General features: G+C 56.4%; 14 protein-coding genes. 8 read left to right on the top strand and 6 right to left on the bottom strand.

The window, feature by feature from the left end:
* Positions 1-5: 5 nt before the first annotated feature.
* The 3 genes from ydcS to ymcF all read right to left on the bottom strand — a co-directional run bounded on the left by ydcS (position 6) and on the right by ymcF (position 3,106).
* Positions 6-1,151 (bottom strand): putative ABC transporter substrate-binding protein YdcS, encoded by a 1,146-nt coding sequence (gene ydcS, locus ACSVHP_RS04415; RefSeq protein ID WP_447551108.1) that lies wholly within the window; start codon positions 1,149-1,151, stop codon positions 6-8.
* A gap of 276 nt (positions 1,152-1,427) precedes the next feature.
* Positions 1,428-2,837, bottom strand: coding sequence for an aminotransferase-like domain-containing protein (locus tag ACSVHP_RS04420; protein ID WP_447551109.1), 1,410 nt, complete (start codon positions 2,835-2,837; stop codon positions 1,428-1,430).
* Between the two features lie 80 nt (positions 2,838-2,917).
* A complete protein-coding gene (gene ymcF, locus ACSVHP_RS04425) occupies positions 2,918-3,106 on the bottom strand; it encodes a cold shock small protein YmcF (protein WP_447551110.1) in 189 nt (62 codons plus the stop codon).
* A gap of 413 nt (positions 3,107-3,519) precedes the next feature.
* Between ymcF and ACSVHP_RS04430 the strand changes: the two genes are divergently transcribed.
* The 4 genes from ACSVHP_RS04430 to hslJ all read left to right on the top strand — a co-directional run bounded on the left by ACSVHP_RS04430 (position 3,520) and on the right by hslJ (position 6,620).
* Positions 3,520-4,920 carry a cytochrome ubiquinol oxidase subunit I gene (locus ACSVHP_RS04430; RefSeq protein WP_447551111.1) on the top strand — a complete coding sequence of 467 codons (1,401 nt, stop codon included), beginning with the start codon at positions 3,520-3,522 and terminating at the stop codon, positions 4,918-4,920.
* The gene (cydB, locus tag ACSVHP_RS04435) at positions 4,920-5,930 is read left to right on the top strand and encodes a cytochrome d ubiquinol oxidase subunit II (RefSeq protein ID WP_447551112.1); all 1,011 of its coding nucleotides are present in this window, start codon (positions 4,920-4,922) and stop codon (positions 5,928-5,930) included. The genes ACSVHP_RS04430 and cydB overlap by 1 nt, the downstream gene beginning before the upstream one ends.
* Positions 5,930-6,058: a DUF2474 domain-containing protein gene (locus tag ACSVHP_RS04440; RefSeq protein ID WP_234672274.1), complete on the top strand. Its 129-nt coding sequence runs from the start codon at positions 5,930-5,932 to the stop codon at positions 6,056-6,058. The genes cydB and ACSVHP_RS04440 overlap by 1 nt, the downstream gene beginning before the upstream one ends.
* A gap of 124 nt (positions 6,059-6,182) precedes the next feature.
* Positions 6,183-6,620, top strand: a complete 438-nt coding sequence (gene hslJ, locus ACSVHP_RS04445; protein ID WP_447551113.1) for a heat shock protein HslJ — start codon at positions 6,183-6,185, stop codon at positions 6,618-6,620.
* On the opposite strand, the gene ACSVHP_RS04450 is transcribed toward hslJ, so the two are convergent.
* The gene (locus tag ACSVHP_RS04450) at positions 6,621-6,887 is read right to left on the bottom strand and encodes a putative hemolysin (protein ID WP_234672270.1); all 267 of its coding nucleotides are present in this window, start codon (positions 6,885-6,887) and stop codon (positions 6,621-6,623) included.
* Positions 6,888-7,157: 270 nt separating this feature from the next.
* Here ACSVHP_RS04450 and nifJ point away from each other — a divergent pair, with 270 nt between their 5' ends.
* From nifJ to ttcA, 4 genes are all read left to right on the top strand, one after another.
* Positions 7,158-10,682: a pyruvate:ferredoxin (flavodoxin) oxidoreductase gene (gene nifJ, locus ACSVHP_RS04455; RefSeq protein ID WP_447551114.1), complete on the top strand. Its 3,525-nt coding sequence runs from the start codon at positions 7,158-7,160 to the stop codon at positions 10,680-10,682.
* A 388-nt stretch (positions 10,683-11,070) separates the two neighbouring features.
* Complete coding sequence (ompC, locus tag ACSVHP_RS04460) at positions 11,071-12,192, top strand: porin OmpC (protein ID WP_447551115.1); 1,122 nt, start codon at positions 11,071-11,073, stop codon at positions 12,190-12,192.
* A gap of 125 nt (positions 12,193-12,317) precedes the next feature.
* The gene (locus tag ACSVHP_RS04465) at positions 12,318-12,530 is read left to right on the top strand and encodes a KTSC domain-containing protein (RefSeq protein ID WP_234672264.1); all 213 of its coding nucleotides are present in this window, start codon (positions 12,318-12,320) and stop codon (positions 12,528-12,530) included.
* A gap of 344 nt (positions 12,531-12,874) precedes the next feature.
* On the top strand, positions 12,875-13,810 hold the full coding sequence (gene ttcA, locus ACSVHP_RS04470) for a tRNA 2-thiocytidine(32) synthetase TtcA (RefSeq protein ID WP_447551116.1): 936 nt from the start codon (positions 12,875-12,877) through the stop codon (positions 13,808-13,810).
* Positions 13,811-13,858: 48 nt separating this feature from the next.
* Here ttcA and dbpA read toward each other — a convergent pair whose 3' ends face one another.
* Together dbpA and ynaL are read right to left on the bottom strand one after the other, a co-directional pair.
* Entirely contained in the window at positions 13,859-15,232 is a 1,374-nt protein-coding gene (gene dbpA, locus ACSVHP_RS04475; protein ID WP_447551117.1) for an ATP-dependent RNA helicase DbpA, read from the bottom strand.
* Between the two features lie 30 nt (positions 15,233-15,262).
* On the bottom strand, positions 15,263-15,439 hold the full coding sequence (gene ynaL, locus ACSVHP_RS04480) for a proline-rich small protein YnaL (protein WP_279642079.1): 177 nt from the start codon (positions 15,437-15,439) through the stop codon (positions 15,263-15,265).
* Between the last annotated feature and the right edge of the window lie 38 nt (positions 15,440-15,477).

A 15,477-nucleotide genomic window follows, 5' to 3' on the forward strand; every position in this document is an offset into this window, starting at 1 on the left:
GGCGATTAACGCCCGCCCATGATGGCGATGTAATCCTGCGTCCAGCGGCTGTACGGAACAAATTTGCCGCCCTCTGCAATAGGTGTTTTCCAGAACATGATTTTGTCGAAATAGGTGTAGCCGTTGGTTTCACAGCCCTTATCGCCCAGCAGCGTGCTGGCCTTACAGCCTTCGGCTACCACCGGCAGCGAGCCAAACCAGGCCGCCAGATCGCCCTGCACTTTTGGCGTGAGCGACCAATTCATCCACTTGTAGGCGCACATCGGGTGTTTGGCCTCGGCGTGCAGCATGGTGGTGTCGGCCCACCCGGTCACGCCCTCTTTCGGGAACACCGTCGCAATCGGCTGATTTTCCGCCTTCAGGGCGTTCGCCTGATACGGCCACGCGCTGGAGGCCACCACGCCCTCGTTTTTGAAGTCGCTCATCTGAACGGTGGTGTCATGCCAGTAGCGGTGGATCAGGGCATGCTGATCGCGCAGCACTTTTAGCACCGCCGCGTACTGTGTTTCGGTGAGCTGGTACGGGTCGGTAATGCCCAGCGCTGGCTGCGTGGCCTTCACAAACAGCGCCGCGTCGGCGATGTAGATCGGGCCGTCATAGGCCTGCACGCGGCCCTGGTTGGTTTTGCCGTCCGGCAGATCTTGCTTAACGAAGATAACCTTCCAGCTGTCCGGCGGCGTCGGGAAGGTTTTGGTGTTGTACATCAGCAGGTTCGGCCCCCACTGATAGGGCGTGCCGTAGACTTTTCCGCCGACGTTAAACCACTCGCCCTTCACAAGCCGCGAATCAAGGGTTTTCCAGTTTGGGATCAGATCGGGGTTAATGGCCTGGACGCGTTTGCCCATAATCAACCGCAGCGACGCGTCGCCGGAGGCGGTGACCAGGTCATAGCCGCCCTTTGCCATCAGGCTGACCATTTCATCGGAGGTGGCGGCGGTTTTGACGTTGACCGCGCACCCGGTCTCTTTTTCAAACTGCGTGACCCAGTCGTAATTTTTATCGGTCTGGCCGCGTTCGATGTATCCCGGCCAGGCAATAATATCCAGCCGACCTTCCCCGTCACCGATGGCTTTAGGCGGTTCGGCGGCTTGCGCGGTCATGACGGTCATGCCGAGCGCGCACAGGCTGCTGCGGGCAAATTTTTTGCTCATTCGATTTACTCCTGTCGCAATGAAATTTAGCGGCAGCCGTGCCGTAAAAATATCTCCTTAATTAAACGTAGACCGCGCCAATGCGCCGCACCCTGCGGCTTACGGAAATTTCATCAAGGTGTGACCGGGGGCGCATTCCCCGTTAACTGGATTATAGACAAGGGGTTAGCGATGCGAGGCGGTATGCAGATTTCCTATGACGCAATAAAAAAGCACCGCCTGATTTGGACGGTGCTTTTTTAAATTTTTTATGCGGGCAAACACGCGCGGAAATAATTATTCCATCATCGAGCTAATTAACTGGCCCAACTGTTTCACCGCCTGCTCTTCCCGTTCGCCCCACGCCCAGGAGGTATTAAAACGGAAGAACGGCGTCCAGGCATCGGAGGTCGAAAACATTTTGCCCGGCGCGATGCTGATATGGTGGGTTAAGGCCTTCTCGCTCAGCAGCCCGGCGTCCAGCGGTGCCGGAAGCTCCAGCCACAGGAAATAGCCGCTGTCGTTATGATGAATTTTCACCCCCGCCGGCATATGGCGTAACAGCGACTGCCACGCCTGCTGTTTGCGCTCCGCCAGGGTACGGCGCAGGCGGCGAAGATGGGCGTCGTAACGCTTGGTCGCCAGATAATCCACCAGCGCCAGCTGCATCGGCGAGCTGGTCGACAGCGTACTCATCAGCTGCAACTGCTGAATGCGCCGGGCGTGTTTACCGGCCGCGACCCAGCCGATGCGAAACCCCGCCACCAGGCACTTGGAGAACGACGAGCAGTGCAGCGTCATCTCCTGCGTGTCCCAGGCTTTCGCCGGAAGCGGCTTTTCGCGACCAAAATAGAGTTCGCTGTAGACATCGTCTTCAATCAGCGTGACGTTATGTCTGGTGAGCAGCGCGACCAGATGCGCTTTTTTCTCGGCGCTGAGGGTGAATCCAAGCGGGTTCTGGCTGTTGGTCATCAGCCAGCAGGCCTTCACCGGATACTCGTTCAGCGCCTGTTCGAGCGCGGTTAAATCAATGCCCTCGCGCACGTCGGTTGCGATGGACAGCGCTTTTAGCTTCAGGCGTTCAAGCGCCTGGAGCGCACCGTAAAAACAGGGATTTTCAACGATAACCCAGTCACCCGGCTCGGTCACCGCCTGCAGGCTGAGGTTGAGCGCCTCAAGCGCGCCTGCGGTGATCACGATTTCGTCCGGGGAGATGTTCATTCCCTGCTGGGCGTAACGGCGGGCGATGGCCTGACGCAGATCGACGTTTCCCGGCGGCAGGTTTTCAATCACGCTCATGGCGGTGGCCGTTTTGCTGACGTTCGCCAGAGAGCGGTTCAGCTGCTGGAGCGGGAAAAGTCGGGGATCGGGAAAGGCAGACGCAAAGGGAACGACAGAGGGATCGCGGCTGGCCTGCAACACGTCGAAGATGTAGGTGTTGATATCCACCACCTCATCGAGGGTCACCTGGGCTGGCGGCGAAGGTTGCTGTAGCGTCGGGCGCGGGGCAACGTAGTAGCCCGACTGCGGTCTTGCAACGATCCTTCCCTGGCTTTCCAGCATCTGATAGGCATGACCGACGGTCATAAAACTCATCCCGCTGCGGGCGACCTGCTCACGCAGTGACGGCAGCTTATCCCCTGGCAGCCATGCGCCAAGCTCGATTTGCGAGATAATTTGTTGCGCCAGACGCTGGTATTTTTTCATCAGATTCTCCTTATGGCCGATAGTGTATATCAGCAGGAGAAAAAGAGAATATTTAGCTAACTGTTATGGTAAACGGATAATTACTTACGGAACTCGGACATCACGCTCTGCGAAAAACGGGCAGCGGCTAAGTGATCGAGCGTTACCATTGGGGATTTGCAGAAAATGCATTTCGCGCCATGTGGATTTTTTTCAGACACATCAAAAACTGACGTGCGGTACTGCGAGCCATGACAGCAAGGGCAGCGGAAGTGAATGTAAGAAGTCATATGAATCTCCTGAAACGTAAATACGTAAATTGCTAATGGGCCTTAAGGCGATAGTGGTATGAATCAAAACTAATCGGAGTGTAGAGAAAGACCCAAGAGAGGCTGCGGAGAGGCACAACGTGATGAGAACTGCTTTATAAAACTACGTCAGATATTTATTTGAAATCAAAACCAGAAGGCCATTAACGCATGGCGCTGACGGTAAAGCAAGCAGTTTAATGAATAAAATGCATAAGAATAATCTTTTTATAATGTGACGAATTATGTGCTAGCGGAAATTGCGCGACTATATCAGCCTGCAAAAGCCAGCCGGTTTTACAAACTGTTATACATAAATTTCGTTTTTCTGCCTCTGATACTCGGCTTTGCCTCCCCATACCATAACAGCACACCGTTTGACATTGAGGCTGTGCATGTTTGGTTTAGATGCGTTTCACCTTGCACGGATACAGTTTGCGTTCACCGTATCCTTTCACATTATCTTCCCGGCGATCACCATCGGCCTGGCGAGCTACCTCGCCGTGCTCGAAGGGCTGTGGCTGAAAACAAAAAATCCGGTCTGGCGCTCGCTGTACCATTTCTGGTCGAAAATCTTCGCCGTTAACTTCGGCATGGGCGTGGTCTCCGGGCTGGTGATGGCGTACCAGTTTGGGACCAACTGGAGCGGTTTTTCCCAGTTCGCCGGGAGCATTACCGGCCCGCTTTTGACCTATGAAGTGCTGACCGCCTTCTTCCTTGAGGCCGGTTTCCTCGGGGTGATGCTGTTCGGCTGGAACAAGGTCGGGCCGGGGCTGCACTTCTTTTCCACCTGCATGGTGGCGCTGGGGACCATTATTTCCACCTTCTGGATCCTCGCCTCGAACAGCTGGATGCAAACCCCGCAGGGCTTTGAGATCGTTAACGGACAGGTGGTGCCGGTTGACTGGTTCGCGGTGGTGTTTAACCCCTCCTTCCCGTATCGCCTGCTGCACATGTCCATCGCGGCGTTTCTGAGCAGCGCCCTGTTCGTCGGCGCCTCTGCCGCCTGGCATCTGCTGCGCGGCAACAACACGCCTGCGATCCGCGCCATGTTCTCGATGGCCCTGTGGATGACTCTGATTGTCGCCCCCATTCAGGCACTGGTCGGGGATATGCACGGTCTGAATACCCTGAAACACCAGCCTGCGAAAATCGCCGCCATCGAAGGACACTGGGAAAACCCGCCCGGCGAGCCGACGCCGCTGCTGCTGTTTGGCTGGCCGGATATGGAGCAGGAGCGCACGCGCTACGGGCTTGAGATCCCCGCGCTCGGCAGCCTGATCCTCACCCACAGCCTGGACAAACAGGTTCCGGCCCTGAAGGAGTTTGCGAAAGAAGATCGCCCGAACTCCACCATCGTGTTCTGGTCGTTCCGCATTATGGCCGGGCTGGGCATGCTGATGCTGCTGCTGGGCGTGGCGGCGGTCTGGCTGCGCTACAGAAAACGGGTCTACACCTCGCGCCCTTTCCTGTGGTTTGCCCTGCTGATGGGGCCGTCCGGCCTGATTGCCATTCTTGCAGGCTGGGTAACTACCGAAGTGGGCCGCCAGCCGTGGGTGGTCTACGGATTACAGCGCACCAAAGATGCGGTATCGGCGCACGGCGATCTGCATATGAGCATCAGCCTGCTGGCCTTCTTCGTGGTCTATACCTCGGTGTTTGGCGTGGGCTACAGCTATATGGTCCGGCTGATTAAAAAAGGCCCGCAGCCGCACGAAACCTTTGCCACCGAGTCCGATGGCCGCCCCGCTCGCCCGCTGTCTGCCGTCACCACTGATTTAGAGGAGAAACCGTAATGGGTCTCGATCTTTCCATTATCTGGTTCGTGATTATCGTTTTTGCCACCCTTATGTATATCGTGATGGACGGGTTCGATCTGGGCATCGGCATTCTGTTTCCGGCGGTACGCGACGCCGACGACCGGGACGTGATGGTGAACAGCGTCGCCCCCGTCTGGGACGGGAACGAAACCTGGCTGGTGCTCGGCGGGGCGGCGCTGTTCGGCGCCTTTCCGCTGGCCTACGCGGTAATTATTGATGCGCTCACCATCCCGCTGACGTTAATGCTGATCGGACTTATCTTTCGTGGCGTCGCCTTTGAATTCCGCTTTAAGGCGACCCCGGCGCACCGCCCTTTCTGGGACAAAGCCTTTATCGGCGGTTCGATTCTGGCGACCTTCACTCAGGGCGTAACGGTAGGCGCGGTGCTCAACGGGTTTTCCGTGACCGGGCGCGCCTACAGCGGCGGCCCGTTCGACTGGCTGACGCCGTTTAGCCTGTTCTGCGGCGCGGGGCTGGTGGTGGCCTATGCCCTGCTCGGGGCAACCTGGCTGGTGATGAAAAGTGAGAACGCGCTCCAGCAGCGGATGCGTCAGGTGTCTAAACGCCTGCTCGTCGCGCTGCTGGCGATTATCGCGGCAATCAGCGCCTGGACGCCGCTGGCCCATTCCGCTATCGCCGAGCGCTGGTTTACGCTGCCCAATCTGTTCTTCCTGCTGCCCGTCCCGGTACTGGTCGTAGTGTTGAGCCTGTTGCAGTGGCGCAGCCTTAACAACCCGGACAGCCATAACCTGCCGTTTGTGTTAACGCTGGGGCTGATCTTCCTCGGCTTTAGCGGGCTTGGGATCAGCATCTGGCCGCACATCATTCCGCCGTCCATTACCCTGTGGCAGGCCGCTGCGCCTGCGCAGAGTCAGGGCTTTATGCTGGTGGGGGCGCTGGCGATCGTTCCCGTCATTTTGGTCTATACCTTCTGGAGCTATTACGTCTTTCGCGGAAAAGTTCAGCATGGGGAGGGTTATCACTGATGCAACAACCTGTCTGGAAACGTCTGATGTGGCTGGCGGTCATCTGGGGCGGCAGCGTCCTGGCCCTGGCAGGAGTGAGTATGTTCTTTCGCCTGCTGATGGCGGCGGCCGGCTTTAAATCCCACTGACCCCTCAACCGGGCTGCCCTTGCGCAGTCCGGTCTTCTCGCACTTTCAGATAAACCCCATTAACGCACGGCGGCGTATCGTTACACTGTAATTGATACATAGTATTGATAGTTTGAGAATAAATATGAAAAAGCTCGTTGCGTTGAGTCTCTTCAGCCTGGCGTTGTCCGGCTGCGTTAATCTTGGTAAAGCGTCTGTACAGCCGGACCAGCTTCAGAATCATCGTTTTGTTCTGGAGAATGTGGACGGTAAAGCCGTGAAATCCACCGCCGCGCGGCCTGAAATCCGCTTTAGCGCGCAAAAGGATATTAGCCTGACCAATAACATTACCGTGTCAGGCATGATGTGTAACGGCTTCAACGGACAGGGGAGATTGTCCGAAGGCGAGCTGAAGGTCAAAACGCTGGCGATGACCCGCAAGCTGTGTACCGATCCGCAGCTTAACGAGCTGGACCAGGCAATCGGCGCGATGCTGAGCCAGGGCGCACAGGTTGATCTCACGGAAGACCAGCTCACGCTGGCGACGGCGGATAAAACCCTGAGCTTTAAGCGCGCAGACTAATTAATAATTTCCGCACGACCCTACGGCAAGCGACTGTTCGCTACAGCGTTTGCCGTTAGGCAAGGCGCACATGCCAATTGCAGAGCCATCAAGCTGGCGGGCAACGGAAAGAGAACCGCCAATCATGGCGCAGTTGGCCTGTCCTGAGCTGGACATTGCCGCTCGCATTCCCGGCGAAACGTGTGCCGCGGTGGCCTGCTGCACAGGTTCATTACTGCATGCCGATAACAGAAGCGCGGCACATCCTACCCATAACGCTGAACGCATAATCTTTTCCCCATAAGTGTTACGAAACCTATGCATAATAGGCATAGCGTGGCGATGCGTCGAGACTCCCGATGCGTATTTATGCACTCCGGAAACAAATCCTCACCATTTTTTTGCCAGAACATTGATCTACTCATAGGTATGGCGAATACCCAGGACACAAAAGCGAAAATCGTAAAATCCGTCCTTTGCTAAAATAAGGGAATAATTATCAGGGCCCGTCGCGGTTTCACGGGTCCCCTTTTTTGCGCAATGTAAGGGTGTCGTCTTATGCAAACTATTGACGGTAATGGTGCGGTCGCGTCCGTCGCGTTTCGAACCAGCGAAGTTATCGCCATCTACCCAATTACGCCGAGTTCCACGATGGCAGAACAGGCGGATGCCTGGGCAGGCAACGGCTTAAAAAACGTCTGGGGCGATGTGCCCCGCGTGGTTGAAATGCAGTCCGAAGCCGGGGCGATTGCCGCCGTGCACGGCGCGCTGCAAACCGGTGCCCTCTCCACGTCGTTTACCTCTTCTCAGGGATTGTTGTTAATGATCCCGACGCTCTACAAGCTGGCAGGACAACTTACCCCCTTCGTATTGCACGTTGCGGCGCGTACCGTCGCCACGCACGCGCTCTCTATTTTTGGCGATCACTCCGACGTGATGGCCGTGCGCCAGACCGGGTGCGCCATGCTCTGCGCCAGCAGCGTGCAGGAAGCGCAGGACTTCGCGCTGATTTCGCATATCGCCACCCTCAAAAGTCGCGTGCCGTTTATTCATTTCTTTGATGGATTCCGCACCTCGCACGAAATCAATAAAATCGTGCCGCTGGCGGATGACACCATCAAAAACATGCTGCCGCAGGCGGATATTGATGCCCACCGCGCACGCGCGCTGAACCCGGAGCACCCGGTGATCCGCGGCACCTCCGCCAACCCGGACACCTACTTCCAGTCCCGCGAGGCCACCAACCCGTGGTACAACGCGGTGTACGACCACGTTGAGCAGGCGATGAACGACTTCGCCAGCGCGACCGGACGTGAATACAAACCGTTCGAATACTACGGCCACCCGCAGGCGGAGCGCGTCATCGTGCTGATGGGCTCGGCGATTGGCACCTGTGAAGAGGTGGTTGACGAGCTGCTGACCCGCGGCGAGAAAGTAGGCGTGCTGAAAGTGCGCCTCTATCGCCCGTTCTCGGCAAAACATCTGCTGTCTGCCCTGCCGGAAAGCGCGCGCACGGTGGCGGTGCTCGATCGCACCAAAGAGCCGGGCGCCCACGCCGAGCCGCTCTATCTGGACGTGATGACCGCCCTTGCAGAAGCCTTCAATAACGGTGAGCGCGAAACCTTACCGCGCGTGATTGGCGGGCGTTACGGCCTGTCATCGAAAGAGTTCGGCCCGGACTGCGTGCTCGCCGTCTTTAACGAGCTGAGCGCCGCGAAGCCAAAACCGCGCTTTACGGTGGGGATTTACGACGACGTCACCAACCTGTCGCTGGCGCTGCCGGAAAACAGCCTGCCGTCCGGCGCTAAGCTCGAAGCGCTGTTTTATGGCCTGGGCAGCGACGGCAGCGTGTCGGCCACCAAAAACAACATCAAGATCATCGGTAACTCTACGCCGTGGTACGCGCAGGGCTATTTCGTTTATGACTCCAAAAAGGCGGGCGGTCTGACCGTTTCACACCTGCGCGTAAGCGAGCACCCTATTCGCTCGGCGTACCTGATATCACAGGCTGATTTCGTCGGCTGTCACCAGCTGCAATTTATCGACAAATACCAGATGGCCGAGCGCCTGAAGCCCGGCGGTATTTTCCTGCTCAACACGCCATACAGCGCGGATGAGGTCTGGGGCCGCCTGCCGCAGGAAGTGCAGGCGGTGCTGAATCAGAAAAAAGCGCGATTTTACGTGGTGAACGCCGCGAAAATCGCCCGTGAATGTGGCCTGGCGGCGCGTATCAACACCGTTATGCAGATGGCCTTCTTCCACCTGACCAACATCCTGCCGGGCGACAGCGCGCTGATGGAGTTGCAGGGGGCGATTGCCAAAAGCTACAGCAGCAAAGGCCAGGAGCTGGTCGAGCGCAACTGGCAGGCGCTGGCGCTGGCCCGCGAGTCGCTGGCGGAAGTGCCGTTGCAGCCGGTGAACGCCGCCAGCCCGAACCGTCCGCCGGTGGTGTCTGATGAAGCGCCAGATTTTGTGAAAACCGTGACCGCCGCGATGCTGGCCGGTCTGGGGGATGCGCTGCCCGTGTCGGCGCTGCCGCCGGACGGCACCTGGCCGATGGGCACCACGCGCTGGGAAAAACGCAACATTGCCGAAGAGATCCCTATCTGGAAAGAGGAGCTGTGTACCCAGTGTAACCACTGCGTCGCCGCCTGCCCGCACTCGGCGATCCGCGCCAAAGTGGTGTCGCCAGAGGAAATGGAAAGCGCCCCGGCCAGCCTGCACTCGCTGGACGTCAAATCCCGCGATATGCGCGGCCAGAAGTATGTGCTTCAGGTGGCCCCGGAAGACTGCACCGGCTGTAACCTGTGCGTAGAGGTCTGCCCGGCGAAGGACCGTCAAAATCCGGAAATCAAAGCGATCAATATGATGTCGCGCCTGGAGCACGTCGAAGAAGAGAAGGTGAATTATGACTTCTTCCTCGACCTGCCGGAAATCGACCGCAGCAAGCTGGAACGTATCGACATTCGCACCTCCCAGCTTATCACCCCGCTGTTTGAGTACTCGGGTGCCTGCTCCGGCTGCGGCGAAACGCCTTACATCAAGCTGCTGACCCAGCTGTACGGCGACCGGATGCTGATTGCCAACGCCACCGGCTGTTCGTCTATTTACGGCGGTAATCTGCCGTCAACGCCGTACACCACGGACGCTAACGGTCGCGGCCCGGCGTGGGCGAACTCCCTGTTCGAAGATAACGCCGAGTTTGGTCTGGGCTTCCGCTTAACCGTCGATCAGCACCGCGCCCGCGTGATGCGTCTGCTCGACCAGTTTGCCGATAAGATCCCGGCGGATCTGAACGAGGCGCTGCACGGCGACGCGACGCCAGAAGTGCGTCGTGAGCAGGTTGCCGCCTTGCGCGCTGCCCTTCAGGGCGTTGAGGGTGCAGACGAACTGCTGACGGACGCCGATGCGCTGGTGGAGAAATCCATCTGGCTGATTGGCGGCGACGGCTGGGCCTACGACATCGGCTTCGGCGGGCTGGATCACGTCCTGAGCCTGACCGAAAACGTCAATATTCTGGTGCTGGATACGCAGTGCTATTCCAACACCGGCGGGCAGGCGTCAAAAGCCACGCCGCTCGGTGCGGTAACGAAATTTGGCGAACACGGGAAGCGCAAGGCGCGTAAAGATCTCGGCGTGAGCATGATGATGTACGGGCATGTCTACGTGGCGCAGATTTCCCTGGGCGCACAGCTGAACCAGACGGTGAAGGCGATTCAGGAGGCGGAAGCCTACCCTGGCCCGTCGCTCATCATCGCCTACAGCCCTTGCGAAGAGCACGGTTACGATCTGGCGCTGAGCCACGATCAGATGCGCCAGCTCACCGCGACCGGGTTCTGGCCGCTGTATCGCTTCGATCCGCGTCGCGCGGATGAAGGCAAGCTGCCGCTGGCGCTGGATTCCCGCCCACCGTCAGACGCCCTTGCCGAGACCCTATTGCAGGAGCAGCGCTTCCGTCGTCTTAACGCTCAGCAGCCAGAAGTGGCAGAGCAGCTGTGGAAAGACGCCGCCGCCGATCTGCAAAAGCGGTACGATTTCCTGGCGCAGATGGCGGGTAAAGCCGAAAAATCTGCCAGCGAATAATCACCCTGCCCGGCCTGTCCGGGCATTTTTTTGCCAAAAAAAAAGCCCGATGACTCAGCACCGGGCTTATCCAGTTTATTAACGAATGACTATTTAAATGAATAAAAGAGATTCGTGGAAATAATGGATAAAAATCTTAAAGGCATATAACAGCGGACAGCCTACCCGGTTTGACACGCCATTAATAATTTTTATTTCGTATGATTTAATTAAACTCATTCATGCGAGTTATCAGCATTTCTTTCGTATTACTCTGTTTAGATTTTACTTAAACAGTAACAATTATATTTTATTCATACCTCTATTGAGTGATCTAGTATGCGACATCTTTCCTCCCTGGAAAGTTCAATCAGTAATTAAATAAAAACAACTGCAAAGGAATTTTACAATGCAAAGAAAAGTACTGGCCCTGATGATTCCAGCCCTGTTGGTCGCTGGCGCAGCAAATGCAGCTGAAATTTATAATAAAGATGGCAACAAATTAGATCTGTACGGAAAAGTAGATGGTCTGCACTACTTCTCTGATAATAAAGGTGCTGATGGCGATCAGACCTACATGCGTTTGGGCTTTAAGGGCGAAACCCAGATTAACGACATGATGACCGGCTACGCGCAGTGGGAATACAATATTCAGGCAAACCACACCGAAAGCTCTGACGACTCTGACTCTAACCAGTCCTGGACCCGTTTGGCCTTCGCAGGGCTTAAAGTGGGCGACTACGGTTCATTCGATTACGGTCGTAACTACGGCGTGCTGTACGACGTGGAAGGCTGGACCGATATGCTGCCAGAGTTCGGCGGCGACTCCTACACTCAGGCCGATAACTTCATGACCGGCCGTGCAAACGGCGTGGCGACCTACCGTAACACCGACTTCTACGGTCTGGTGCAGGGTCTGAACTTTGCTCTGCAATATCAGGGCAAAAACGAAACTGCTGGTAACAACCAGGAAGGCACCAATAACGGTCGCGACACTCGCTTTGAGAACGGTGACGGTTTCGGTATTTCGACCACCTATGACTTTGGTATGGGCTTCAGCGCAGGTGCAGCATACACCTCTTCTGACCGTACCAACGATCAGATCAACAAAACCACAGCGGGTGGTGATAAAGCAGATGCCTGGACTGCTGGCCTGAAATACGACGCCAACAATATCTACCTGGCAACCATGTATTCTGAAACCCGCAACATGACCCCATACGGCAATAATGATGCTGCGGTCGCGAACAAAACTCAGAACTTCGAAGTCACCGCGCAATATCAGTTTGATTTCGGCCTGCGTCCTGCCGTTTCTTACCTGCAATCGAAAGGTAAAGACCTGGGCAACGGCGAAGGCGATAAAGATCTGGTTAAATACGCTGACGTAGGCGCAACCTATTATTTCAACAAAAACATGTCCACCTATGTTGATTATAAAATCAACCTGCTGGACGAAGACGATCAGTTCTACAAAAATAACGGCATCGGCACTGACGATATCGTAGCATTAGGTCTGGTTTACCAGTTCTAATTATCTCAGCCCGTGCTCAGGTGCGGGCTTTACTTTTTAATCACTGATACGAATTTGATATTGCGCCCCGTAACGATAATGGTGGATGATGGTTTTCCCCGTTACGCCGTCTGGGAGTATCTATCATGACCCACCATCCAGTGAGATCGTCACGCATCGCGTCAATTGCCTACGACGAGCGCAGCGCTATCCTCGAAATTCGTTTTCACAACCGCACCGCTTTCCAGTATCAACGTGTTCCGGCTCGCATTTTTCGCGATTTCTTAACCGTGGTGTCCAAAGGCCGCTTTTATGACGGCGTCGTTAAAGGTAAGTTTAAAGAGGTAAAAGTATATTGATCCGACATTAACAGCATGAAAAGGACCTTCATTTTGTTCAGTCGAATAACCGTTACAGCTTTAGCCCTTCTCGCGCTCCTGTGGATAGCGCTGATTTTTGATGTGGGCGGTATAGTCGGCCATCTGGGTAGCCTGCTCACCCATCTGGATCGTGATTAAACCCGTTCGTAAAAGCACCCGTCTTTGCTAAAAACCTGCTGGCATTCTCTCCCTGAATTCGTACCATACACGCCAAACTTTCTCATGTTGCGCATGAATTATTGCTACAATCCTGCCATTGCAACCTTCGGGCTGGCGGGATAGACAAACTGCATAAACCCCGAAACGAATTGAGTCCTCATTAAATGCCGCAGAATCAAGAAGTTACCAAAAAAGAACAATACAATCTCAACAAATTACAAAAGCGCCTGCGTCGTAACGTTGGCGAAGCGATTGCCGACTTCAACATGATTGAAGAAGGCGATCGCATTATGGTCTGTCTTTCGGGCGGAAAAGACAGCTACACCATGCTGGAGATCCTGCGCAATCTTCAGCAGAGCGCGCCGGTTAACTTCTCCCTGGTGGCGGTCAACCTCGACCAGAAGCAGCCGGGCTTCCCGGAGCATATCCTGCCGGAGTACCTGGATAAGCTCGGCGTCGAGTATAAAATCGTCGAAGAAAATACCTACGGGATTGTGAAAGAGAAGATCCCGGAAGGGAAAACCACCTGCTCCCTGTGCTCGCGTCTGCGCCGCGGGATTTTGTATCGCACCGCCACCGAGCTGGGCGCGACCAAAATTGCGCTGGGCCATCACCGTGACGACATCCTGCAAACGCTGTTCCTGAACATGTTCTACGGCGGCAAGATGAAAGGGATGCCTCCAAAACTGATGAGCGATGACGGCAAACACATCGTGATTCGCCCTCTCGCCTACTGCCGCGAGAAGGACATTGAGCGCTTCTCCCAGGCGAAAGCGTTCCCCATCATTCCATGCAACCTGTGCGGCTCCCAGCCGAACCTGCAACGTCAGGTTATTGGCGACATGCTGCGCGACTGGGATAAACGCTACCCGGGCCGTATCGAAACCATGTTCAGCGCGATGCAGAACGTGGTGCCGTCACACCTGGCAGACGTTGAGCTGTTTGATTTCAAAGGCATCCACCACGGTTCCGAAGTGGTGAACGGTGGCGATCTGGCGTTCGACCGGGAAGAGATCCCGATGCAGCCTGCGGGCTGGCAGCCGGAAGAAGAGGACGCAACCTTTGATGAACTGCGTCTGAACGTGGTTGAAGTGAAATAACACATCCGCGTCCCGAACCTAGCGTTCGGGACGCCCTGCTCCCGCCGCTTACTTCAGCAGTCTGACGCGACAGGTCTTCCCTTTAATTTTGCCGTTCTGCAACTGTTTCCAGGCCTTATGGGCAACCGACTGGCGAACCGCCACGTAAACGTGCGCCGGATGCACCGCAATCTTGCCGATATCCGCACCGTCCAGACCAATATCCCCCGTCAGCGCACCCAGCACATCGCCCGGACGCATCTTGGCTTTTTTCCCGCCGTCAATGCACAGCGTTGCCATCTCGGCGTCCAGCGGCACAATGCTGACGTTGCCCGGCGCATTCACCCAGTTCAGCTTCACGTTCAGCATTTCAGAGAGAATGTTGGCGCGCTGCGCCTCTTCCGGCGCGCAGAAGCTGATCGCCAGACCGCTGTTCCCGGCGCGGGCAGTACGCCCGATGCGGTGAACGTGAACCTCCGGATCCCACGCCAGCTCAAAGTTGACGACAAGCTCCAGGGATTTGATGTCGAGACCGCGCGCGGCAACGTCCGTCGCCACCAGGACGCGCGCGCTGCCGTTCGCAAAACGCACCAGCGTCTGGTCACGGTCGCGCTGCTCAAGATCCCCGTGCAGCGACAGGGCGCTCTGCCCGGCCGCGTTCAGGGCGTCGCACACCGCCTGACAATCTTTTTTGGTATTGCAGAACACCACGCAGGAGGCCGGCTGGTGCTGGCTCAGCAGCTTTTGCAGCAGCGTGATTTTGCCGTTCTGCGAGGTTTCGAAGAACTGCTGTTCGATGGCCGGCAGCGCGTCGACGGTATCGATCTCAATGGTGAGCGGATTTTGCTGGACGCGACCGCTGATGGCGGCAATGGCTTCGGGCCAGGTGGCAGAGAACAGCAGCGTCTGGCGATCGGCAGGTGCAAAACGAATCACCTCGTCGATGGCATCGCTAAAGCCCATGTCGAGCATACGATCCGCTTCATCCATCACCAGCGTTTGCAGCGCATCGAGAGACACGGTGCCTTTTTGCAGGTGATCGAGCAATCGGCCCGGCGTGGCCACAATGATATGCGGCGCGTGTTGCAGCGAGTCGCGCTGCGCGCCAAACGGCTGGCCGCCGCACAGGGTCAGAATTTTGGTGTTTGGCAGAAAACGCGCCAGCCGGCGCAGCTCGCCCGCCACCTGATCCGCCAGTTCGCGGGTCGGACACAGTACCAGAGACTGGGTCTGGAACAGGCCAGCATCAATGCGTTGCAGCAGGCCCAGACCGAATGCGGCCGTTTTACCACTGCCCGTTTTAGCCTGCACGCGAACGTCACGTCCTTCGAGGATGGCAGGCAGCGCGGCAGCTTGCACAGGGGTCATAGTGAGGTAACCCAGCTCGTTGAGGTTATCGAGCTGGGCGGCAGGCAAAACGTTCAGTGTAGAAAAAGCGGTCACAATGTTATCTCGTGGTCAAAAGGCTTACGGTCAGCAGGCGCGTATCCTCGCAGATCTGAGAGTTCGATGCGACAATTTAATCGGTTCTTCATCAGGCGGCGGATCGGGCATGGGCTGCGGACGCGGGATGGGATCGGGGATTGGCGTGGGATCGGTCGGTACCGGATCCGACAGCCGAATATCTGACGATGTGAATGTAAGCAGCATGTTCATCTTCCCTCCAGATTTGGGTCAGTCCTTTTAGG

This window comes from Enterobacter sp. 186315 (assembly GCF_053290175.1).

Bases quoted from the DNA above. Each gene is read 5' to 3' on its own strand.
- nifJ (WP_447551114.1), top strand. From the start codon at position 7,158: ATGCAAACTATTGACGGTAATGGTGCGGTCGCGTCCGTCGCGTTTCGA.
- cydB (WP_447551112.1), top strand. From the start codon at position 4,920: ATGGGTCTCGATCTTTCCATTATCTGGTTCGTGATTATCGTTTTTGCC.
- ompC (WP_447551115.1), top strand. From the start codon at position 11,071: ATGCAAAGAAAAGTACTGGCCCTGATGATTCCAGCCCTGTTGGTCGCT.
- ynaL (WP_279642079.1), bottom strand. From the start codon at position 15,439: ATGCTGCTTACATTCACATCGTCAGATATTCGGCTGTCGGATCCGGTA.
- ACSVHP_RS04450 (WP_234672270.1), bottom strand. From the start codon at position 6,887: ATGCGTTCAGCGTTATGGGTAGGATGTGCCGCGCTTCTGTTATCGGCA.
- ydcS (WP_447551108.1), bottom strand. From the start codon at position 1,151: ATGAGCAAAAAATTTGCCCGCAGCAGCCTGTGCGCGCTCGGCATGACC.
- ymcF (WP_447551110.1), bottom strand. From the start codon at position 3,106: ATGACTTCTTACATTCACTTCCGCTGCCCTTGCTGTCATGGCTCGCAG.
- ACSVHP_RS04440 (WP_234672274.1), top strand. From the start codon at position 5,930: ATGCAACAACCTGTCTGGAAACGTCTGATGTGGCTGGCGGTCATCTGG.
- ACSVHP_RS04465 (WP_234672264.1), top strand. From the start codon at position 12,318: ATGACCCACCATCCAGTGAGATCGTCACGCATCGCGTCAATTGCCTAC.
- ACSVHP_RS04420 (WP_447551109.1), bottom strand. From the start codon at position 2,837: ATGAAAAAATACCAGCGTCTGGCGCAACAAATTATCTCGCAAATCGAG.
- hslJ (WP_447551113.1), top strand. From the start codon at position 6,183: ATGAAAAAGCTCGTTGCGTTGAGTCTCTTCAGCCTGGCGTTGTCCGGC.
- ACSVHP_RS04430 (WP_447551111.1), top strand. From the start codon at position 3,520: ATGTTTGGTTTAGATGCGTTTCACCTTGCACGGATACAGTTTGCGTTC.
- ttcA (WP_447551116.1), top strand. From the start codon at position 12,875: ATGCCGCAGAATCAAGAAGTTACCAAAAAAGAACAATACAATCTCAAC.